The 21,285-nt window shown below is 67.8% G+C and carries 16 protein-coding genes; 11 read left to right on the top strand and 5 right to left on the bottom strand.

Features of this window, described 5'->3' with window-relative positions; translation table 11 throughout:
* Positions 1–172 precede the first annotated feature (172 nt).
* The 3 genes from uvrA (at position 173) to ACN6PJ_RS06750 (ending at position 7,772) form a co-directional block, all read left to right on the top strand.
* A complete protein-coding gene (gene uvrA, locus ACN6PJ_RS06740) occupies positions 173–5,935 on the top strand; it encodes an excinuclease ABC subunit UvrA (protein ID WP_427995104.1) in 5,763 nt (1,920 codons plus the stop codon).
* Between the two features lie 4 nt (positions 5,936–5,939).
* A complete protein-coding gene (locus ACN6PJ_RS06745) occupies positions 5,940–7,076 on the top strand; it encodes an aminodeoxychorismate synthase component I (protein ID WP_427995105.1) in 1,137 nt (378 codons plus the stop codon).
* Between the two features lie 63 nt (positions 7,077–7,139).
* Positions 7,140–7,772, top strand: coding sequence for an aminotransferase class IV family protein (locus ACN6PJ_RS06750; RefSeq protein ID WP_427995106.1), 633 nt, complete (start codon positions 7,140–7,142; stop codon positions 7,770–7,772).
* 24 nt (positions 7,773–7,796) lie between these two features.
* On the opposite strand, the gene ACN6PJ_RS06755 is transcribed toward ACN6PJ_RS06750, so the two are convergent.
* Positions 7,797–8,699 (bottom strand): LysR family transcriptional regulator, encoded by a 903-nt coding sequence (locus ACN6PJ_RS06755; protein ID WP_427995107.1) that lies wholly within the window; start codon positions 8,697–8,699, stop codon positions 7,797–7,799.
* 210 nt (positions 8,700–8,909) lie between these two features.
* Between ACN6PJ_RS06755 and ACN6PJ_RS06760 the strand changes: the two genes are divergently transcribed.
* The 3 genes from ACN6PJ_RS06760 to ACN6PJ_RS06770 are packed head-to-tail and all read left to right on the top strand — an operon-like array spanning position 8,910 to position 10,972.
* On the top strand, positions 8,910–10,169 hold the full coding sequence (locus tag ACN6PJ_RS06760; RefSeq protein ID WP_427995108.1) for an aromatic ring-hydroxylating dioxygenase subunit alpha: 1,260 nt from the start codon (positions 8,910–8,912) through the stop codon (positions 10,167–10,169).
* A gap of 2 nt (positions 10,170–10,171) precedes the next feature.
* Positions 10,172–10,645 carry an aromatic-ring-hydroxylating dioxygenase subunit beta gene (locus ACN6PJ_RS06765; RefSeq protein ID WP_427995109.1) on the top strand — a complete coding sequence of 158 codons (474 nt, stop codon included), beginning with the start codon at positions 10,172–10,174 and terminating at the stop codon, positions 10,643–10,645.
* Positions 10,646–10,660: 15 nt separating this feature from the next.
* Positions 10,661–10,972 (top strand): non-heme iron oxygenase ferredoxin subunit, encoded by a 312-nt coding sequence (locus tag ACN6PJ_RS06770; RefSeq protein WP_427995110.1) that lies wholly within the window; start codon positions 10,661–10,663, stop codon positions 10,970–10,972.
* Between the two features lie 16 nt (positions 10,973–10,988).
* Here the strand turns inward: ACN6PJ_RS06770 and ACN6PJ_RS06775 are convergent, their stop codons facing one another.
* The 4 genes from ACN6PJ_RS06775 to ACN6PJ_RS06790 form a co-directional block, all read right to left on the bottom strand.
* On the bottom strand, positions 10,989–11,831 hold the full coding sequence (locus ACN6PJ_RS06775) for a tRNA threonylcarbamoyladenosine dehydratase (RefSeq protein WP_427995111.1): 843 nt from the start codon (positions 11,829–11,831) through the stop codon (positions 10,989–10,991).
* A 110-nt stretch (positions 11,832–11,941) separates the two neighbouring features.
* Complete coding sequence (locus ACN6PJ_RS06780; RefSeq protein ID WP_427995112.1) at positions 11,942–13,360, bottom strand: efflux transporter outer membrane subunit; 1,419 nt, start codon at positions 13,358–13,360, stop codon at positions 11,942–11,944.
* A 5-nt stretch (positions 13,361–13,365) separates the two neighbouring features.
* Positions 13,366–15,324, bottom strand: coding sequence for a MacB family efflux pump subunit (locus ACN6PJ_RS06785; protein ID WP_427995113.1), 1,959 nt, complete (start codon positions 15,322–15,324; stop codon positions 13,366–13,368).
* Between the two features lies 1 nt (position 15,325).
* The gene (locus ACN6PJ_RS06790) at positions 15,326–16,513 is read right to left on the bottom strand and encodes an efflux RND transporter periplasmic adaptor subunit (RefSeq protein ID WP_427995114.1); all 1,188 of its coding nucleotides are present in this window, start codon (positions 16,511–16,513) and stop codon (positions 15,326–15,328) included.
* 414 nt (positions 16,514–16,927) lie between these two features.
* Between ACN6PJ_RS06790 and ACN6PJ_RS06795 the strand changes: the two genes are divergently transcribed.
* The 5 genes from ACN6PJ_RS06795 to ACN6PJ_RS06815 all read left to right on the top strand — a co-directional run bounded on the left by ACN6PJ_RS06795 (position 16,928) and on the right by ACN6PJ_RS06815 (position 21,215).
* Positions 16,928–18,136, top strand: a complete 1,209-nt coding sequence (locus tag ACN6PJ_RS06795; protein ID WP_427995115.1) for an MFS transporter — start codon at positions 16,928–16,930, stop codon at positions 18,134–18,136.
* Positions 18,137–18,144: 8 nt separating this feature from the next.
* Positions 18,145–18,798 (top strand): gamma-glutamylcyclotransferase, encoded by a 654-nt coding sequence (locus ACN6PJ_RS06800; RefSeq protein ID WP_427995257.1) that lies wholly within the window; start codon positions 18,145–18,147, stop codon positions 18,796–18,798.
* A 114-nt stretch (positions 18,799–18,912) separates the two neighbouring features.
* Positions 18,913–19,542 carry a pyridoxamine 5'-phosphate oxidase gene (gene pdxH / locus ACN6PJ_RS06805; RefSeq protein ID WP_427995116.1) on the top strand — a complete coding sequence of 210 codons (630 nt, stop codon included), beginning with the start codon at positions 18,913–18,915 and terminating at the stop codon, positions 19,540–19,542.
* A 39-nt stretch (positions 19,543–19,581) separates the two neighbouring features.
* Positions 19,582–20,106, top strand: coding sequence for a flavin reductase family protein (locus ACN6PJ_RS06810; RefSeq protein ID WP_427995117.1), 525 nt, complete (start codon positions 19,582–19,584; stop codon positions 20,104–20,106).
* A complete protein-coding gene (locus tag ACN6PJ_RS06815; protein ID WP_427995118.1) occupies positions 20,103–21,215 on the top strand; it encodes an NAD(P)/FAD-dependent oxidoreductase in 1,113 nt (370 codons plus the stop codon). Before ACN6PJ_RS06810 ends, ACN6PJ_RS06815 begins: the two co-directional genes overlap by 4 nt.
* The last annotated feature ends 70 nt before the right edge of the window (positions 21,216–21,285 follow it).

A 21,285-nucleotide genomic window follows, 5' to 3' on the forward strand; every position in this document is an offset into this window, starting at 1 on the left:
AATTTCGGACGAATCTGCGATACTGTTTATTTGTACAGCTAGTGAGCCCGCGATTGTCCATATATTGGACATCAGCCTCACAATATAGGCAATTATTCCATATCGCCACGCTCGGAACCAGCGACGGGTCGTCGCTCGGGCAGGCCCCTTCCCTCAGGCTACGATACCGTCCATGAGCTCTCACATTCGCATCGTTGGCGCCCGCCAGAACAATCTCAAGAACCTGGACCTGACCATCGCCACCGGTGAACTGGTCGTCGTGACCGGCGTATCGGGGTCCGGCAAGAGTTCGCTGGCCTTCGACACCCTGTACGCCGAGGGGCAGCGCCGGTACGTGGAAACCTTCTCGCCCTATGCGCGCCAGTTCCTGGACCGCATGGACAAGCCCCAGGTGGACCGCATCGAGGGCATTCTGCCCGCCATCGCGATCGACCAGACCAATCCTGTGCGCAGCTCGCGCAGCACGGTCGGCACGATGACCGAACTGAACGATCACCTGAAACTGCTGTTCGCGCGCGGCGCCCGCCTGTATTGCCGCGGTTGCGGCAAGGTGGTGCGGCGCGACACGCCGGACTCCATCCATCGCTCGCTGGCCGAACGCGCCGCGGCCGCCGGCGACCCGCGGCTGGTGGTGACCTTCCCCATCGCCGTCCCCGCCAACTTCACCGAGGAAGAAGTGCGCGGCTTCCTGGAGCAGCAGGGCTATACGCGCGTGCACGCCGAGGAAAACGCCGCGCCCCGCGCCGAAGCCCCGGCCAAGGGCGCCAAAAAGGCCAAGGGCGCGAAAGCCGCCGCTGACGCGCGCCGCATCCTCCATGTCATCCAGGACCGCTTCCGTTTCGCCAGCGCCGAGCGCGAGCGCGTCATGGAAGCGCTGGACACCGCGCTGCGCATGGGCGGCGGCCATCTTGCCGTCTATGCCATGGACGCCGACGGCGGCAACGCCCACGTCTGGAAATACAGCGACCGCCTGCACTGCGCCGACTGCGATATCGAATACACCGATCCGCTGCCCAGCAGCTTCTCGTTCAATTCGCCGCTGGGCGCGTGCGAAGCCTGCCGCGGCTTCGGCCGCGTGATCGGCATCGATTTCGGCCTGGTCATCCCGGACGAGAACAAAACCCTGCTGGAAGGCGCCATCAAGCCCTGGACCACCCCATCCTACAAGGAATGCCAGGACGAGCTGCAGAAGTACGCGCCGAAGGCTGGCGTGCCGCTGGGCGTGCCCTGGAACAAGATGAGCGAGGAGCACAAGCGTTGGGTGCTCTACGGCACTCCCGACTGGAAGGGCGGCAGCGACGCCTGGAAGCACCAGTGGTACGGGGTGCAGCGCTTCTTCGACTGGCTGGAAACCAAGGCCTACAAAATGCACGTCCGCGTGCTGCTGTCGAAATACCGCAGCTATACGCCCTGCCCCACCTGCAACGGCGCGCGGCTCAAGCCCGACGCGCTGCTGTGGCGCCTTGGCACCAAGGAAGAGGCCGACACGGTGCTGCCGCCGGAAGACGGCCGCTACAAGCGCTTCATGCCCGTGGGCGCCAACTGGAGCCGCGAGCAGTTGAACGGCCTGGGCGGCCTGTCCATCCATGACGTGATGCTGCTGCCCATCGAGCGGGTGCGGCTGTTCTTCGATACGCTGTCCTTCTCCGGCGCGCTGGACGCCGCCACCGACCTGCTCATGACCGAAGTCCGGGCGCGCCTCAAGTTCCTGTGCGACGTGGGCCTGGGCTATCTGACGCTGGACCGCCAGAGCCGCACGCTGTCGGGCGGCGAAGTGCAGCGCATCAACCTGACCACGGCGCTGGGCACCTCGCTGGTGAACACGCTGTTCGTACTGGACGAGCCCTCCATCGGCCTGCACCCGCGCGACATGCACCGCGTCGTCGAGGTCATGCACCGGCTGCGCAACGCCGGCAATACGCTGGTGGTGGTGGAGCACGATCCGCAGGTCATGGTGGCCGCGGACCGCATCATCGACATCGGCCCCGGCCCCGGCGAACGCGGCGGCCGCATCGTGTTCGACGGCTCGCCCGCCCAGCTGCGGGCCGCCCATACCCTGACCGGCGACTACCTCGGCGGACGCCAGCGCGTGGAAGCGCCCAGGCCCATGCCCGTGGCCGCCAATACGCCGCGCCTGCTGCTGGAAGGCGTCAGCGCGCACAACCTGAAGAACGTTTCCGTCGAACTGCCGCTGGGCCGGCTGGTCTGCGTGACGGGCGTGTCGGGTTCGGGCAAGTCCACGCTGGTGCAGGACGTGCTGTACCCCGCCCTGCTGAAGCAAAAGGGCAAGCCCTCGGAAGCGCCCGGCGCCTTCGAGCGCCTGCTGGGCGCCGAGCAGATCGCGGACGTGGTCATGGTGGACCAGACCCCCATCGGCAAGACCACCCGTTCCAACCCGGCCAGCTACGTGGGCGCGTTCGACGCCATCCGCAAGCTGTTCGCCCAGGCTCCGCTCGCGCGCGAACGCGCCTATACGGCGGGCACCTTCAGCTTCAACGGCGGCGACGGCCGCTGCCCGACCTGCGGCGGCACGGGCTTCGAACACGTGGAAATGCAGTTCCTGTCCGACGTCTACCTGCGCTGTCCCGATTGCGACGGCAAGCGCTTCCGCCCCGAAGTATTGGAAGTGCGCGTCGAGCACCTGGGCAAGAGCGCCTCGATCGACGAGGTGCTGGAAATGACGGTGAGCGAAGCGCTGGACTTCTTCAAGGGCCTGCGCGACGTGCAGACCGGCCTGGCGCCGCTGGCCGACGTAGGCCTGGAATACGTGCGTCTGGGCCAGCCGGTGCCCACTTTGTCGGGCGGCGAGGCGCAGCGGCTGAAGCTAGCCGGCCACCTGGCCGAGGCGGCTCGCAGCGGCATCTCCACCGCCAAGGTCGCCAAGAAGGGCAGCCTGTTCCTGTTCGACGAACCCACCACCGGCCTGCACTTCGACGACGTGGCGCGCCTGATGCGCGCTTTCCGCAAGCTGCTGGCCGCCGGCCACACCCTGCTCGTCATCGAACACAACCTCGACGTCATCCGCGCGGCCGACTGGCTGATCGACCTGGGCCCCGAAGGCGGCGACGCCGGAGGCCAGGTCGTCGGCGTGGGCACGCCGCAGGACCTGATGGACAACCCGCAATCGCACACGGGCGCGGCCCTGCGCGATTACGAAATCAGCATCCTGCCCGCGGACGTGGTCGTGACCAGCGACGCCGACGCCCAGGAGGTGGAGCAGGCCGGCCTGACCGCCCGCATCGCCGAGCCCGGCGCGGCCTACGGGGCGGGAATGGGCACGCCGCTGCAGTCGCTGGTGCGCGCGCGCCGCCAGGACAACATGGCGATCGAAATCCGCAACGCCCGCGAGCACAACCTGAAGAACGTCAGCGTGGAGATTCCGCGCGACAAGTTCACCGTCATCACCGGCGTGTCCGGCTCGGGCAAATCCACGCTGGCGTTCGACATCCTCTTCAACGAGGGCCAGCGCCGCTACCTGGAATCGCTCAACGCCTACGCGCGCGCCATCGTGCAGCCGGCCGGCAAGCCGGACGTGGACGCCATCTTCGGCATCCCGCCCACCGTCGCCATCGAGCAGCGCACCAGCCGGGGGGGCCGCAAGTCCACCGTGGCCACGATGACGGAAATCCACCATTTCCTGCGCCTGCTGTACGTCAAGCTGGGCACGCAGTACTGCCCCGACTGCAACGTCGCGGTCGAACCCCAGAACGCCGACCAGATCGTGGCGCGGCTGTTGCGCGAGCACAAGGGCGAACACATCGGCCTGCTCTCTCCGCTGGTCACCGCGCGCAAGGGCTATTACACGGACCTGGCCAAGTGGGCCGGATCCAAGGGCCATACGCATCTGCGCGTGGACGGCGAGTTCATCCCCGTCGCGCCCTGGCCGCGCCTGGACCGCTACAAGGAACACACGATCGAACTGCCGGTGGCCGACGTGGTCGTGGATCCGGCGAACGAGGCGGACCTGCGCGCGGCGGTCAAGAGCGCGCTGGAAAACGGCCAGGGCGTAATGTCCGTGGTCTGGCCGGTGAACAAACTGCATGAAGCGCTCAACAGCGAATTGCAGCAGCAGCATTTCTCGGTCAAGCGGGCCTGCCCGTCCTGCGGCACCAGCTTCCCCGAACCCGATCCGCGCCTGTTCTCGTACAACTCCAAGCATGGCTGGTGCACGGGCTGCTTCGGCACGGGCCTGCAATTGCAGGGCTTCGACGAAGAACAGACCGGCGAGGAAACCGCGTGGAACGCCTGGTACGAAGGCGAAGCCAAGGTCTGCGCCGTCTGCGACGGCCAGCGCCTGAACCGCGTGGCCCGCGCCGTGCGCTGGCGCGACAAATCGATCGCCGAACTCGCCTCGCTGCCGGTGTCGGACGCCCATACCTTTTTCACGGGCCTGGTCGCTCGCGGCCGCGAAGGCGAGATCGCCCGCGATATCCTCGCCGAGATCCGCGGGCGCCTCAATTTCATGCAGGAAGTGGGGTTGAACTACCTGGCGCTGGACCGCGCAGCGCCCACGCTTTCCGGCGGCGAGGCGCAGCGCATCCGCCTGGCCGCTCAACTGGGCTCCAATCTGCAGGGTGTCTGCTACGTGCTCGACGAACCCACCATCGGCCTGCATCCGCGCGACAACCGCATCCTGCTGGACGCGCTGGCGCGCCTGGAAGGCAACGGCAACACGCTGGTGGTGGTCGAGCACGACGACGACACCATCCGCCGCGCCTCGCACGTCATCGACATCGGGCCGGGCGCGGGCATCCGCGGCGGCCGCGTGGTGGCGCAAGGCACCGTGCAGGACGTGATCGACGCGCCCGAATCCGTGACCGGCCGCTACCTGAAGACGCCGCTTGCGCATCCGCTGCAAGGCCGCCGTCCGGTCGAGGCCGACACGCCCATGATCGAGATCCGCGGCGCGCGCCTGCACAACCTGCGCAGCGTCGACGCGCGCATCCCGGTGGGCCGCCTGAGCGTGGTGACCGGGGTGTCGGGGTCCGGCAAGTCGACGCTGGCGCGCGAAGTGCTGCTGGACAACCTGACGCAGGCCGTCTCGCAAGGCAAGGCGCCGGGCTGGGCGGGCTGCGAAAGCATCACGGGCTGGGAAGCCATCGACCGCGTGCTGGAAGTGGACCAGACGCCCATCGGCAAGACGCCGCGCTCGTGCCCGGCCACCTACGTGGGCTTCTGGGACGACGTGCGCAAGCAGTTCGCCGACACCCGCGAGGCCCGCATGCGCGGCTGGACGGCGGCGCGCTTCTCGTTCAATACCGGCGATGGCCGCTGCCCGATCTGCGAAGGCCAGGGCATGCGCACCATCGAGATGAACTTCCTGCCGGACGTCAAGGTGCCTTGCGATGCCTGCAACGGCGCGCGTTTCAACAGCGATACGCTGAGCGTGCAGATGCGCGGCAAGAACGCCGGCGAACTGCTGTCCATGGAAGTGGACGATGCCATTGGCTACTTCGCGGCCCATCCCAAGATCCATCGTCCCCTGCAGCTGATGCAGGACGTGGGCCTGGGCTACCTGACCCTGGGCCAGCCCTCGCCCACCCTGTCCGGCGGCGAAGCGCAGCGCATCAAGCTGGTGACCGAACTGTCCAAGGCCAGGCTGACCGACGGCCTTATCAAGACCGGCCGCGCCTCCCGCATACCCCATACGCTGTATGTACTGGACGAGCCTACCGTGGGCCTGTCCATGGCCGACGTGGAAAAGCTGATCCACGTGCTGCACCGCCTGGTGGAAGCCGGCAACACGGTGGTGGTGATCGAGCACAATCTCGACGTGATCGCCGAGGCCGACTGGCTGCTGGACCTGGGCCCCGAAGGCGGCACCGGCGGCGGAAAGCTGGTGGCCGAAGGGTCGCCCGAGCACGTCATGACCCTGAGCGACCATTCCCATACGGGGCGGGTCCTGAAGGAATTCCTGGCACATCAACAGCAGTAGAAGCATGGAATGTCGTTTTGAAGACCGGCTGGCCGGCAGCGCGCTTCGATTGGAGGGCTTCCGCTCGCGGATCGAGGCGCGCTCGGCCGCCGAGGTCGCCCCCGCGCTGGCCGCCATCGAGGCGGCCCGGCAGCAGGGGCAATGGGTGGCGCTGCTGCTGGACTACGAGCTGGGCGAATGGCTGTTGCCGGAAGCCGCGCTGGCGCCGCCCTCCGGCCCCTGGCGGCCTCCGTCCGACGATGGCGCCCCGCGCCTGACCGCGCTGGTATTCGAGCGCAAGGTGGACGAGGCGCCCTGGGATGCGCCAGACGCCGGCAGCGCCGCGGCGGCCATCAGCCTGCCCGCCCCGCGCATGACCGAACCGGACTACGTGCGGCAGGTCGGCGCGATCCGCTCGCTGATCGGCGGCGGCGAGCTGTATCAGGTGAATTTCACCCAGCCCCTGGACCTGCGGTACCAGGGCGATCCCGCCACGCTGTACCGGCGCATCGCCGCCCGCAACCCGGTGGCGCATGGCGCCTACATCCGGGATGGCGCGCGCACGGTGCTGTCCTTTTCGCCCGAGCTGTTCGTGCGCCGCGACGGCCCGCGCCTGACCACGCGACCGATGAAGGGAACGGCTCCGCGCCATGCCGATCCGGCCGAGGACGAGCGCCTGGGCCGGGCGCTGCTGGCCAGCGAGAAGAACCGCGCCGAAAACCTGATGATCGTCGATCTGCTGCGCAACGATCTCGGCCGGCTGGCCGAGCCGGGCTCGGTCCGGGTGGATGCCCTGTTTTCGCTGGAGCGCTACCCAACCGTCTGGACCATGACGTCCACGGTGTCCGCGCTGGCGCCCCGCGCCCCCCTGGAGGACGTGCTGCGGGCGCTGTTTCCCTGCGGGTCCATTACCGGGGCCCCCAAGGTCGCGGCCATGCGCCGGATCCGCCAGATGGAAGCCGCGCCGCGCGGCCTGTATTGCGGCAGCATCGGCTGGCTGGCGCCGGACGGCGATTTTTCGCTGAACGTCGCGATCCGCACCCTGGTCCTGGACGCATCCGGCCACGGCGTCTACAGCGTGGGCGGCGGCATCGTGCATGACTCCGACCCCGCGGAAGAATGGCAGGAATGCCACTGGAAAGCCCGGATTTTGCGGGCCTGAGGCCCCCGGACGGAGGCCGCGGTAGTAGGATAGAGCGCGCATCCACGCGCCATGGAGAGTCCCATGCAACCCGAACTGATCGAGACCATCCTGGTGGATGCCGAGCGCCGCGTGCCGCTTCTTTCCCGCCACCTGACGCGCCTGGAAGCGTCCTGCAAGGCGCTGGGCTACGGCTGGGGCGGACGCGCGGTGGAAGCCGACATCATGCTCGCCGCGCTGGGCCTGGCGACGCCGGGGCCGCATCGCCTGCGCCTGCTGGTGGCGCGCGACGGCAGCCGCAACATCCAGACCGCCCCGCTGCCCCCCTTGCCCCCGAAGCAGGAAGCCATGCTGGCGCCGGAAGCGCTGCGCTCCTCCGAGCCGCTGCTGCGCTACAAGACCACCTACCGGCCCTGGTACACCAAGACCATCGAATGGCTGCCCTCGCATCCTCATATCTTCGACCTGCTCTACCTGAACGAGCGCGGCGAACTCTGCGAGGGCAGCCGCAGCAACGTCTACCTGCGCATGGATGGCGACTGGTACACGCCGCCAGTGGACAGCGGCTGCCTGCCCGGCGTGCAGCGCGCCGAACTGCTTGATACCGGCCGCGTCGAAGCGCGCGTCCTGACCCTGGCCGACCTGCACGCCGCCGAGGAGGTCCGCCTGTCCAATGCGTTGCGCGGCTGGTTCACCGTGGCGCTGCACGCCAGCTGAACCCGCCCCTGGGCGCCTGCCGGCTCAATCCGCGAACTCGTCCACCACCACCTGGCGCAGCCATTGATTGGCGGGCTCCCGGTGGTTGCGGGCATGCCAGAACACATTGATCACCGACTCCGGTATCTTCACCGGGCAGGCCGCGGCGGCCAGGCCGAAAGGCCCGCTGGCGCAGTCGGCGAAGCGCCGCGGCACCACGGCGATCATGTCGGTGGCGGCAAGCACCGGCCCCACCGCCATGAAATGCGGCACCGTCAGGCGCACGCGCCGCCGGATGCCGGCCTGCCCGATCACTTCGTCGACGACACCGTGGCCGGTTCCTTCCGACACGATGGCCACGTGCTCCGCCGCGCGGAATTGCCTGGCCGAGACCCCGGTGCGCGCCAGCGGGTGATCCCGCCGGAAGATGCAGACGTAGGGCTGGCGAAACAGCAGCCGCTGGAAGAAGCCGCTTTTCAAGCCGGGCAGAAAGCCCATGGCCAGGTCGATCCGGCCGCGTTCCATTTCGTCCTTCACGTCGATCGAGGTCGTGCGCACCGTGCGCACGGTGACGCCCGGCGCCGCCCGCTCCAGGGCGCGCATCAGCCGGGGCAGGAAGTAGGTCTCGCCCACGTCGTTCACGCCGATCACGAACGCGCGTTCGCTATGCGCGGGATCGAACGCCGCGCGGGCGTTCAGCGTGCTGTGCAGGGCGTCCAGCGCATCGGCTATCGGCCGCGCCAGCGCCTCGGCGTAGGGCGTGGGCACCATGCCGCGCGAGGTTCGCAGGAACAGTTCATCGCCCAGGAGCTTGCGCAGCCGGCCCAGCGCATTGCTGACGCCGGGCTGTGAAATTCCCAGGCTCTCCGCCACGGCCGATACCCGTCCATGCTTACGCAATTCATTGAAGACGACCAGCAGGTTCAGGTCCACGTCTTGCAGGTTCATGCGCTTGTCTCCACCAATATTCGTTTTGGTGATTTATCTCATTGATCAGATTCTATTTATTTATTTCACGCCCTGCCCGATCATGCGGAAAACGCCCGCGCCCATGCCGCGCGGGCTCTGCCCGGCCGCCCGGCGGCCAGCCGAACCAAGGAGACCCGCAATGCATCCCAGCACGCGCCCCGCGGCCGCGCCCTGTACCAGGGGCACGCCATGAACGCCCCCGAACGCCCCCTCGAATTCGTGCCGCCCTGGCAAGGGGACGGTTCCCATCGCATCCCGTTCGGCGTCTATACGGACGCGGCCCTGCACCAGCGCGAACTGGATCGCTTCTTCTACCGCGGGCACTGGAGCTACGTGGGCCTGGAGGCGGAAATCCCGGCCCCCGGCGATTTCAAGCGCACCGCCGTGGGCGAACGCTCCGTCATCCTGCTGCGGGACAACGATGGACAGGTACGCGTGGTGGAGAACGTGTGCGCCCACCGCGGCGTCCAGTTCTGCCGCGAACGCTCCGGCAACCGCAGCGAGTTCGTCTGCCCCTACCACCAGTGGAACTACGACCTGCAAGGCAACCTGATCGGCGTGCCCTTCCGTCGCGGCGTCAAGCAGGACGGCCGGATCAACGGCGGCATGCCGCCCGACTTCAATCCGGAGGAGCACGGCCTGACCAAGCTGGCCGTGGCCTGCCGCAACGGCGTGGTCTTCGCTTCGTTCGACCACGGCGTCGAGTCGCTGGAAGACTACCTGGGGCCGGACATCCTGCATTATTTCGACCGCGTTTTCGACGGGCGCGAACTGGTGATCCACGGCTACAGCCGCCAGCGCATCCCGGGCAACTGGAAGCTGATGCAGGAGAACATCAAGGACCCGTATCACCCCGGCCTGCTGCACACCTGGTTCGTCACCTTCGGCCTGTGGCGCGCGGACAACCGGTCGGAACTGAAGATGGACCGCCACTTCCGCCACGCGGCCATGATCTCCACCCGCGGGCAGGGCGGCAAGGGCAGCGTGACCAGCGGCGTGTCCAGCTTCAAGGAGCAGATGTCGCTGAACGACGACCGCTTCCTGGACATCGTGCCGGAACCCTGGTGGAACGGCCCCACCGCCGTGCTCATGACGCTGTTCCCCAGCGTCATCATCCAGCAACAGGTGAATTCCCTCTCCACCCGGCACATCCAGCCGGTGGGCCACGACGCCTTCGATTTCGTCTGGACGCATTTCGGCTTCGCCGACGACACCCCGGAAATGACGCGCCGTCGCCTGCGCCAGGCCAATCTGTTCGGCCCGGCGGGCTTCGTATCCGCGGACGACGGCGAGGTCATCGAGTTTTCGCAATCGGGCTTCGAACAGAAGCCCTGGCATCGCAGCGTGGCGGAACTGGGCGGCAAGACGGCCGAGAACACGGACCACATGGTGACCGAAACGCTGATCCGCGGCATGTACGCGTACTGGCGCCGGGTGATGGAGGCCTGACGATGCTGGACTTTCCCCTCTACTACCAACTGACCTGCCTGTACAACGACTACGCCGCCGCGCTGGACGCGGAGGAATGGGAGAAGTGGCCCGACTTCTTCATGGAAGACTGCGTGTACAAGGTGCTGCCGCGCGAAAACCACGAGCGCGGCTATCCGCTGGCCACCATGGCGTTCGAAAGCCGCGGCATGCTGAAAGACCGCATCTACGGCGCCACCGACACGATCTTCCACGACCCCTACTACCAGCGCCACGTCGTGGGCGCGCCGCGCGTGCTGTCGGTGCAGGGCGACCGCATCGAATCCGAAGCCAGCTACGCCGTTTTCCGCACCAAGCCCAGCCAGCTGACCACCGTGTTCAACGTGGGCCGCTACCTGGACGTGGTGCGCCGCGCCCCCGAGGGCCTGAAGTTCGAATCGCGCCTATGCATCTTCGACAGCGAACTCGTGCCGAATTCGCTCATCTATCCCATCTGACCAGGACACAGCACCATGAGCATGCAATGGATCAAGGCCATCGCGCGGGCCGACGTGCCGGAAGAAGACGTGATCGCCGTCGAGGCGGGAGGCCGTGAAATCGCGCTCTACGGCGTGGGCGGCGAAGTCTACGCCACCGACAATCTCTGCACGCATGGCAATGCGCGGCTGTGCGACGGGTTCCTGACCGGGCACGAGATCGAATGCCCGCTGCACCAGGGCCGCTTCGACGTGCGCGACGGCCGGGCGCTCTGTTCGCCGCTGCGCGACGACATCGCCACCTACCCCGTCAGGATCGAGGACGGCATGGTGTTCGTGGCGCTGTAGAAGCCCGGCCCGGGCTTCATACGGCGAGGCGCAGCGCCTCGTTGGCCGCGGCCATCCCCATGGCCGCGGTGACCGTCACGACCGAACCGTAGCCTGCGCAGGACAGGCCCTGCGGCGCCAGCACCTGGCCCGACGCGCCCATATCGTCCTCGCCTTCGGTGGCGCGCGTCCAGGCATCCGGAAGGATGGCGGGCTGGTCGAACCACAAGGCATGGATGCCCATCTTCGGCACGCGCTTCAGGGCCTTGCCGTTCTGGTCCGACGCGCGCGGAAATCCGTGCTCGCGCCGCAGCTTGTTGCGCAGCTTGGACAACAGCGCGTCGTTCACCGCCGCCGACAGATCGCCCGCCCGCAGGGCCAGCGGGTCCGTCTTGCCGCCCGCGCCGCCGCACAGCAACATGGGCACGCCCCGCGCCCGCGCATGCAGGATCATCGCGATCTTGGCGGCGGCCTGGTCGGTGCAATCGATGATGACGGAGTATGGTCCGGGCAGCACGCCGGCCACGTTTTCCGGCGACACGAAATCATCCACCCGCGTGAGCCGGCATTCCGGATTGATGGCCAGCACGCGCTCGGCCATGGCGTCGACCTTGGATTGCCCGAGCGTGGACGTCAGCGCGTGGATCTGCCGGTTGACGTTGGATTCGGCGATGTGGTCCAGGTCGATGAGCGTCAAGGCGCCGACCCCGCAGCGCGCCAACGCCTCCACCGTCCAGGACCCGACGCCCCCCAGACCGGCGACCGCGACGTGCGCGTTGCGGAGGCGGGCGGGCGCTTCGGGGCCGTACAAGCGCGACAGGCCGCCGAAGCGGCGGTCCAGGTCGGCGGGTTCCCGGGGGAGGAGGTCTGGGGAGTTCATGGGGGGGTATTTTAGGGCAGCGGGGTTTTGGGGCTGCCCGCCAGGGGGAGTTTGGTGCTTAAGGCTCCCGCCGCGACAGACGTCTTGAGAAAACGGCCTGTCACAATGGACTAAGAACGCCCCGCCGCCGCGGCAACCGCATCATCGCCGCCCAGCGCCTGATACACGGTCACCTGGTTCACCAGCCGGTTCAACATGTTCTCGTCCCGCGCAATCTCGGCCGTCCGGCGCTTTTCCTGCGCGTCCAGCCAATCCTTCAACGGCACCGCTCCCGCCCGGTACCGCACTTCGTACAGGCTTTCGGCCTGGCGGGCCGCCCGCAGCGATGCGTCCAGCTGCTGGGCCTGCAAACGCAGTTGCGTGCGGTTCGACAAGGCGTTTTCCACATCCGCCATCGCCTGGTAGAGCGACTGCCGGAAGTTCACCACGCGTTCCTCGTAGTCCGCCCTGGATATCTTGATGTTGAGCTGCATCTGGTTCCATTGCAGGAACGGCAGGCTCAGCCCGGCGGCCAGCGTTCCGACCGGGTTCTGCAGGAGGTCGGACAGCGTCGGGCTGGCGCTGCCCAGGGCGCCGGTGAGGGTCAGGGGCGGATAGAAGCTGGCGCGGGTCGCGTCGACGGTGGCCAGGGCTTCGCGCAGGCGCAGCTCGGAGGCGCGGAGGTCGGGGCGGCGTCCCAGCAGTTCCGCCGGAACGCCGGCGCGGGCCTCGGGCAGCGGATATTGCGGCAGGCGCTGCGGGTCGGCCATGGTGCGTTCCGGCGGGCCGTCGAACAGGATGGCCAAGGCGTTCGCGTACTCCACCCGCGCCTGCACCAGCAGCGCGTGGGCTGCCTGCTGGCTGGCGACCGTCTGCTCGGCCTCGGCCATTTCCAGCGCCGACGCGCCGCCCGCCGCATACTGGGCGCGCACCAGGTCCTGCGTCCTGCGCGCGTAGGCGATGCTCTCTTCGCTGCTGGCGATGCGCTGGTTGATGAATGCGGTCTGCCAGTACAGCGTGGCGGTGGTGCCCACCAGCGACAATGCCGCGCTCTGGCGGTCCTGCTCGGTGGCCAGCGCTTCCCATTGCGCGGCATCGCGCTGGCGGGACAGCCGGCCCCACAAGTCCACTTCATAGCTGACGGTCAGCTCGGCCGCATTGTTCCGGGTGGTGACGCGTTCGCCGCTGAGCGTGCGCGCGCGGGTCGCGTTGACGGTCCCGCCCAGCTGCGGGAACAGTTGGTCCTCGGACAGGCCGGCCTGGTACTGGGCCCGGCGCACCCGGATGGCGGCGGCGGCCAGATCATTGTTGCGCGCAAGCGCGCCCTCGATCAGGCCATTGAGCACCGGGTCGCCGAAGTTGCGCCACCACGCTCCCCCTTCGGCCAGCGCGCCGGCCTGGGCGGCCGAGGCGGCCGGACCATGGGACCAGGCCGCCGGCGCCGAGGTACCCGGGGGTTGGTAGTCGGAACGCAGCAGGCCGCCGCAGCCGCCGAGCGCCAGCAGCAGCGCCAGCGCGGCAGGTTTGCAGATCAAGGAAACCGCTTTCATCGTCCTCATTCCCGGGCCAGTGCCTCGACGGGGTCCAGCCGCGCCGCGTTGCGCGCAGGCAAATAGCCGAAAAGCACCCCGATCAGCGTCGAGCAGGTGAACGCGGCCACCATGGCCGCCGTGGAGTAGATCATTTGGAACGAACCGCCCGTGACCTTGGACACGAGCACGCCCAGTCCCAGGGAAAGAACGATGCCGATCGCCCCGCCGATCAGACACACCAGCACCGCTTCGATCAGGAACTGCTGCATGATGTCGCTGCGCCGCGCGCCCACGGCCATGCGCACGCCGATCTCGCGGGTGCGTTCGGTAACCGACACCAGCATGATGTTCATGACGCCGATGCCCCCGACCATCAGCGAAATCAGCGCGATCATGGAGACCAGGAGCGTCATGGTCGCGGTGGTGCGTTCGATGGTCTTGCGGATTGCGTCCGTGTTGAACACGAAGAAGTCCTTCACGACGTGCCGGCGCGTCAGCAGGCGCACGATGGCCTGCTCCGCCGCGGCGGGGGGCGACGCGTCGTTGACCCGGACGGTAATGCTCTTGAGGTGCTGCTGGCCCAGCACCCGGGACAACGCCGTGGTGTAGGGAATCCACACATTCAAGGTGTCCTTGCTGCCGAAGACCGAATCCTTCTTCTGCGTCACCCCGATCACGCGCGCCGGCATGGAACCCAGGAACACCACCTGGCCGATCGGATCGGTATGCGAACCGAACAGCGTCCGGCGGGTGCCGTCGTCGATCACCACTTCCTGGGCCCGGCGCGTCACGCTGGTTCCGTCGAAGAACTTGCCCTGCGCCAGCCTGATGGCGCGCACGCGGAAATACTGCTCGCCCACGCCCTGGATCGCCCCATTCACCGAAACGTTGCGGTAGCGCAACGTATTGCTGGTGGAAACCTCGGGGGTGACACTGTCCACATAGGATTCCCGCGCCAGCGCGTCCGCGTCGGCGGCCACCAGGGTGCGGATGTTGACGGCCTTCTCGTCCCCGAAGTCCTTGCCCGGAAAGATCTCGACGGTATTGGTGCCGATTTCGCTGATGTCGTCCAGGATCTTGCGGCGCGAGCCCTCGCCCAGCGCGACCACGGACACCACCGCCGCAATGCCGATGATGATGCCCAGCATCGTCAGCGAGGTGCGCAGCCGGTGCGCGTTCATGGCGAGCAGCGCCATGCGCAGGGCTTCGCCGCAGCGGTCCAGGTAGGCCTGCCAGGCGGGCCGCTGGGCCAGCGCCGGCGGTTCGTCCCTGGCGATCTGGCGCCGCGGGGCATCGGGATTGCGATGGTCGGAGACGATCTCGCCGTCGCTGATTTCGATGATGCGCTGTGCGTGGCGCGCCACGTTCATATCGTGGGTCACGATGATGATGGTGTGCCCGGCCGCGTTCAACTCTTCCAGGATGCGCAGCACTTCCTGGCCGGTGTGCGTGTCCAGCGCGCCGGTCGGCTCGTCGGCCAGGATGATGTCGCCGCCGTTCATCAGCGCCCGCGCGATGCTCACGCGCTGCTGCTGGCCGCCGGACAGCTGGCCGGGCCGGTGTCCGGACCTCTCGCCCAGCCCCAGCCGCGCCAGCAGCTCGCCGGCGCGCGCGAGGCGCGCCTCGCGCCGCTTGCCGGCGTAGACGGCCGGCACCTCGACGTTGCCCAGCGCGGTCAGGTCCGACAACAGGTGGTAGCGCTGGAAAATGAAGCCGAAATGCTCGCGGCGCAGTTCCGCCAGCTCGTCCGGATCCAGGTCCCCGGTGCTGCGCCCGCCCACCCGGTATTCGCCGCGGGTCGGCCGGTCCAGGCAGCCCAGGATGTTCATCAGCGTGGACTTGCCCGAGCCGGATGCGCCCACGATGGCCACCATTTCCCCCGCCTCGATGGACAGATCGATGTCCTTCAGGACGGCGATGGTCTGCTCGCCCGCCGGGAACTCGCGGCGCACGCCGGCCAGCGCGATGAGAGGCGCGCTCATCTCAGGCCCCCGGCGCCGGGACGGCCGGGGCGGCGTCGGCCGACACGACCCGCTCGCCCACCTCCAACCCCTCCAGCACCTGCGCCTGGACGTTGTTGTTCATGCCGATCCTGACCTGCCGCGCTTCCGTCTTGTTGTCCTTCAGGACCACGCGCACGGCGTAGCGGCCGTCTTCGCCCCGCTTGCCGAGCGCCGAGGCCGGCACCACGACGGTGTTCTTGGCCTCGCCCAGCACGATGAAGACCTGCGCGGTCATCGAGATGCGCAGCTTCTCGTCGGGGTTGGGCACGTCGAACAGGCCGTTGTAATAGACGGCTGCGGTGGTGGAGCTGCCTGTGGAAGACGCGGTCAGCGAGGACGCCGCATCGTCCTTCTGGATGGAATCCGGCGCAGGCTCCACCGCCCGCAGCTTGGCGTGATAGCGCTCGTCGGGCTCGCCGAGGATGGTGAAGTACACGGGCAGGCCCGGCTTCACCCGGGTCACGTCGGCCTCCGAGATCTGCGCTTTCACCGTCATGGTGTCGACTTGGGCCACCTTGATGATGGTGGGCGCGCTCTGGATCGAATTGACGGTCTGCCCTTCCTTGGTGACCACCGCCACCACCACGCCGTCGATGGGCGACGCGATGCGGGTGTAGCCCAGGTTGACCTTGGCCGTATCCACCTGGATCTCGGCCTGGGCGATCTGGGCATCCAGCGACGCGATCTCCGCCCGGGTCACCCCCAACGTGGCCTCGGCGGTTTCGTAGGCTTCGCGCGAACTGGCGTCCGCGGCCAGCATCTGGCGCTGGCGGCGGAAAGCCAGTTCGGCCTGCTTCAGCATGGCGACCTTGGCGGCTCGTTCCGCGCGCCGGGTCTGCAGGGCGGCCTCGGCGTTGCGCAAGTCGTTCTGCTGGGTCAGGTCGTCGATCTCGGCGACCAGCTGGCCCTTCTTGACCCGGTCGCCCAGCGCCACTTTCAGGGACTTCAACTGGCCGGAAACCTGGGCGCCCACGCTCACGCGCTCGATGGCGTCGATGGTGCCGCTGGCCAGCACGCTGTCCTCGATATTGGCGCGCGTGACCTCGGCCACGGCGAAAGTGGGCGCAGGCGGCGCCGAGAAAAAGGCGGCTCGCACGGCAAACACGACGAGGAGGAGCAGAACGGCTATCAGGGAATAGCGCTTGAACTTACTGCGGGACTTTTTCATTGAACCTGCCGAATGGGGCGCGGGGATCCGCCAGCGCGCCGGTATTGCGAATGGCGAGTGGCGGACGGAACCTGGCCTGCCCGCGATGCCTGCACATCCTAAACGCGCGGCCCGGCCAAACCATGGTCAATCTATGGCAAAACAGTGAAAAACCGTAAAGCGCCGCGCCCGCCGCGGATCCGCCCGATTGTTCCGTTGCGAGAACGATACAACGCTTTGACGCGGGCCGGCAGCGCCTCCAAGCCGCCAGAAGCGCCGAACGTGCCGCCATCTTGCGCCATAAGCATACGAGTTCGCCCCTAGATCGCCTCTATCGTGACACGGACGATTGGCGCCAATTGCGGCACTGCAAAACACGCCCGCCTCGACATTGGGCGACGTTATGGACAGAATGAATGCAGTTAAGCCGTATCCGTGTCTACCTCCCATAGATCCCCCTCCTCGTCGTCCAGTTCCCCGGAATTTTCCGGGGCAGTGCTGCTGTGCCTCCTGGCCATGATGAATCACGTGGCGCTGACCGGGGGACGCATCACCGTCTCGCTGACCGCGCTGCAAATGGGATTGTCGACCTTCAAGGTGGGCACGCTGGTGGCCGTATTCGCCGTGCTGCCCATGCTGTTCTCGGTGCGCGCGGGGCGCTGGGTCGACCGGGTCGGCATCGTCCGGCCGCTGGTCATCGGCACCACGCTGGTTGCGTTCGGCACCGCATTGCCCTTTATCTTCCAGACACAGCTGGCCCTGCTCATCGCATCCTGTTGCATCGGCATCGGCTTCATGCTGCATCAGGTCGCCACCCAGGATCTGCTGGGCCATGCCGAGCCTACGCAGCGGCTGCGCAACTTCTCCTTTATGTCGCTGGCCCTGGCGGGGTCGGGATTTTCCGGGCCGCTGATCGCCGGGCTGGCGATCGACCACCTGGGCACGCGCCTGGCCTTCGGCCTGCTCACGCTGGGCCCCTTGCTGTCGGCCGGCGGGCTTTATGTGCTGCGTCACCAATTGAAGGCGGTGGATTCGCAACTGTCCGGCGCAAAAGAAGCCGAACGCCGGCGCGTTACCGAATTGCTTGCCGTGCCTGCGCTGCGCCGCATCCTGATGGTGAACACCATTCTTTCCGGCGCCTGGGACACCCACTTGTTCGTGGTCCCCATCTTCGGCGTGGCCATCGGGCTGTCGGCCACCACCATCGGCGTGATTCTTGCGTCCTTCGCGGCGGCAACGTTCGTCATCCGTCTCGTTCTCCCCCTGATCCAGCGCCGGGTGCGGTCCTGGACCCTGGTGCGCGTGGCCATGGCCACGGCAGCCATCGATTTCATGTTCTACCCGTTGTTCACCGATGTTACCGTGCTGATCGTGCTGTCTTTCATCCTGGGGCTCGCCCTGGGCTGTTGCCAGCCCAGCATGCTGTCCCTGCTGCACCAGCATTCGCCCCCGGGGCGCGCCGCCGAGGCCGTGGGCCTGCGGATGGCCCTCATCAACGGCTCCCAGGTCTCGCTGCCGTTGACCTTCGGCGCGCTCGGTGCGGTAATTGGCGTTGCCCCCCTTTTCTGGGCCTATTCCCTGGCCTTGATGGCCGGGGGCTGGGCCAACCGCAATCCCCCGATCGAATCTGACCGCAAGCCGTAGTCGTGAATATCCCGTCTTCCCCTCCCGCCGGCATTCCCGGCTCCAGCCTGCCGTTTCGCCTCTGGACGCCCGAAGAGCGGCAGGGATCCCTGGACGAGGCCTTGCGCCACTGGCAATCGGGCGAGGATGTGTGGGTGTACGGATATGGATCGCTGATCTGGCGCCCCGATTTCGACTTCATGGAGCGCCGGCTCGCCACCCTGCGCGGCCACCACCGGGCGCTGTGCCTGTGGTCGCGGGTGAACCGGGGCACGCCGGAATGCCCGGGCCTGGTGTTCGGCCTGGACCGGGGCGGTTCGTGCCGCGGCGTGGTGTACCGGCTTGCCGGCGATCAGGTGCCCAATTACTTCCCCGCGCTCTGGGAGCGCGAGATGTCCACGGGCGCCTACCTGCCGCGCTGGCTCAACTGCACGACCGAGGCCGGCACCGTCCGGGCGCTGGTTTTCATCATGAACCGGGACAATCCCGCCTATATCCGCGCCCTGCCCGAGCCCGAGCTGCTGGAGATCGTGCGCCGCGCCGCCGGCCGCTACGGCCCCTGCACCGACTACGTGGTGCAGACCGCCCAGGCCCTGCGCGCCGCCGGCATCCACGATGCCCGGCTGGACGCCATCGCCCGCCGGCTGGAACAGGACGGACGCCCCCTGCCGGAAGGCGCCTGAGGCGCCCGCCGCGGGCTCCGGGACTTCCTTGCCGGAGACCTGAGCGGGGTCAATGGAGGGGCGGCGGTCCAGGCGGTATAAACTCCCTGTTATCAACGCTGAATCCTTACGCCCATGTCCGTCTCAGATCTGCGTCAAAGTTACGAGAAGAACGTCCTGCTCGAAAGCCAGGCCTCGGCTTCGCCGTTCGCGCAATTCACCCGCTGGTTCGACGAGGCCCTGGCTTCCAAGGTGCCCGAACCCAACGCCATGACCCTGGCCACGGTGGACGCCAACGGCCAGCCCAACGCGCGCATCGTTCTGGTCAAGGGCTTCGACGAGCGCGGCTTCACCTTCTTCACCAACTACGAATCCCGCAAGGGCCTCGACCTTCAGGCCGAGCCGCGCGCCTGCCTGCTGTTTTTCTGGCAGCCCTTGGAACGCCAGGTCCGGATCGAGGGCGTCGTGGAAAAAGTGGCCGCCGAGGAATCGGACGCCTACTACCACAGCCGTCCCGCCGGTTCGCGTATCGGCGCCTGGGCGTCGCGCCAGAGCCAGCCCATTACGCGTGAAGAACTTGAAGCCCGCGAACGGGAATTCCGCGAACGGTTCGGCGAAGAGCCGCCGCGTCCGCCGCACTGGGGCGGTTACCGCCTGAAGCCCACCGCATTCGAATTCTGGCAAGGCCGGCCATCGCGCCTGCACGACCGCCTGCGCTACGTCGCCGAAGGCGCGGCCTGGAAGATCGAACGTCTGTCGCCTTGATGCCGGGCGCCTCGCGCGCCCGCCCCAATCCACGATTGCATGACCGCCTCCTCCCCTGATTTTGACGCTGTTTTTTTCCGCACCGCGCTGGGCCGCTACGCCACGGGCGTGACCGTCGTGACGACGTCCGGCCTCGACGGCGCGCCCATCGGGCTGACGGTGAGTTCCTTCAATTCCGTCTCGCTGAACCCGCCGCTGGTGCTGTGGAGCCTGTCCCGGAATTCGTCCTCGCTGGCCGCCTTCGAGCAGTGCGAGCGCTACGTCGTCAACGTGCTGGGCGCGGAGCAGATCGCCCTGGCGCGCCGCTTCGCCACGGGCAAGACGCCCGACCGCTACGCCGGCCTGCCCGTGCACCGCGCCCCCGGCGGCACGCCCATGCTGGACGGCCACTGCGCGGCCTGGTTCGAATGCCACAACCGCAGCCGCTACGTAGAGGGCGACCACGTCATCATGGTGGGCGAAGTGGAACGTTGCGGCCACAGCGCCGAACCGCCCCTGGTTTTCCATGCCGGCGGCTTCGATCTGACTCCTGCCGGCGACCGCTCGGCCAGGAAGGCGCCATGAGCGCGGACATCGATTGCGTCGTCATCGGCGCGGGCGTAGTGGGCCTGGCGATCGCGCGCGCGCTGGCGCAGTCCGGACGCGAGGTGCTGGTGGCGGAAGCCACCGAGGCCATCGGCACCGGCACCAGCTCGCGCAACTCCGAAGTCATACACGCCGGCATCTACTACCCGGCCGGCAGCCTCAAGGCCCGGCTGTGCGTGCGCGGCAAGCACCTGCTCTATGCCTATTGCGCCGAGCGCGGCGTGCCCCACAAGCGCCTGGGCAAGCTTATCGTCGCCACCAGCGCGGAGCAGGCCGCGCAACTGGAGAGCATTGCACGGCGCGCCCGCGCCAACGGCGTCGACGACCTGCAATTCCTGTCGGGCGAAGACGCCATGCGCCTGGAGCCGGCGCTGCAATGCACCGCCGCCCTGTCCTCGCCGTCCACCGGCATCGTGGACAGCCATGCGCTGATGCTGTCGTTCCAGGGCGATGCCGAGAACGCGGGCGCCCAATGCGTCTTCCACACGCCGCTGGTATCCGGCCGCGTGCGGCCGGAAGGCGGTTTTGAACTGCAGTTCGGCGGCGATGAAGCCATGAGCCTGAGCTGCAACGTGCTCGTCAATTCGGCCGGCCTGCAGGCGCCGGCGCTGGCTCGCCGCATCGACGGCGTGCCGCCGGCCAGCATCCCCACCGACTATCTGTGCAAGGGCAGCTATTTCACGCTGTCCGGCCGCGCCCCGTTTTCGCGCCTGATCTATCCGGTGCCGCAACATGCAGGCCTGGGCGTGCATCTGACGCTGGACATGGGCGGGCAAGCCAAGTTCGGCCCCGACACGGAATGGGTCGGCACCGAGGACTACACGCTGGATCCGGCCCGCGCCGACGTGTTCTACGCCGCGGTCCGCAGCTATTGGCCCGCCCTGCCCGACAACGCCCTGGCGCCTGGCTACACGGGAATCCGGCCGAAGATCTCGGGCCCCCATGAACCCGCCGCCGATTTCGCCGTCCTCGGGCCGGCCGCGCACGGCGTGCCCGGCCTGGTGAATCTCTTCGGCATCGAATCGCCGGGCCTGACCTCGAGCCTCGCCCTGGCCGAAGAGACCCTGGCCCGTCTGCTGTATGGTTAGCCCCCACGCCGCGCGCGCTACGCGTGCTAGCTGCCCCCCAAAGGGGCTGCCCTCCCTTGGGGCGGCCCGG

Origin of the sequence: Achromobacter sp. (assembly GCF_050285585.1) — a bacterium.
In the GTDB taxonomy this organism is placed as follows: domain Bacteria; phylum Pseudomonadota; class Gammaproteobacteria; order Burkholderiales; family Burkholderiaceae_B; genus Achromobacter.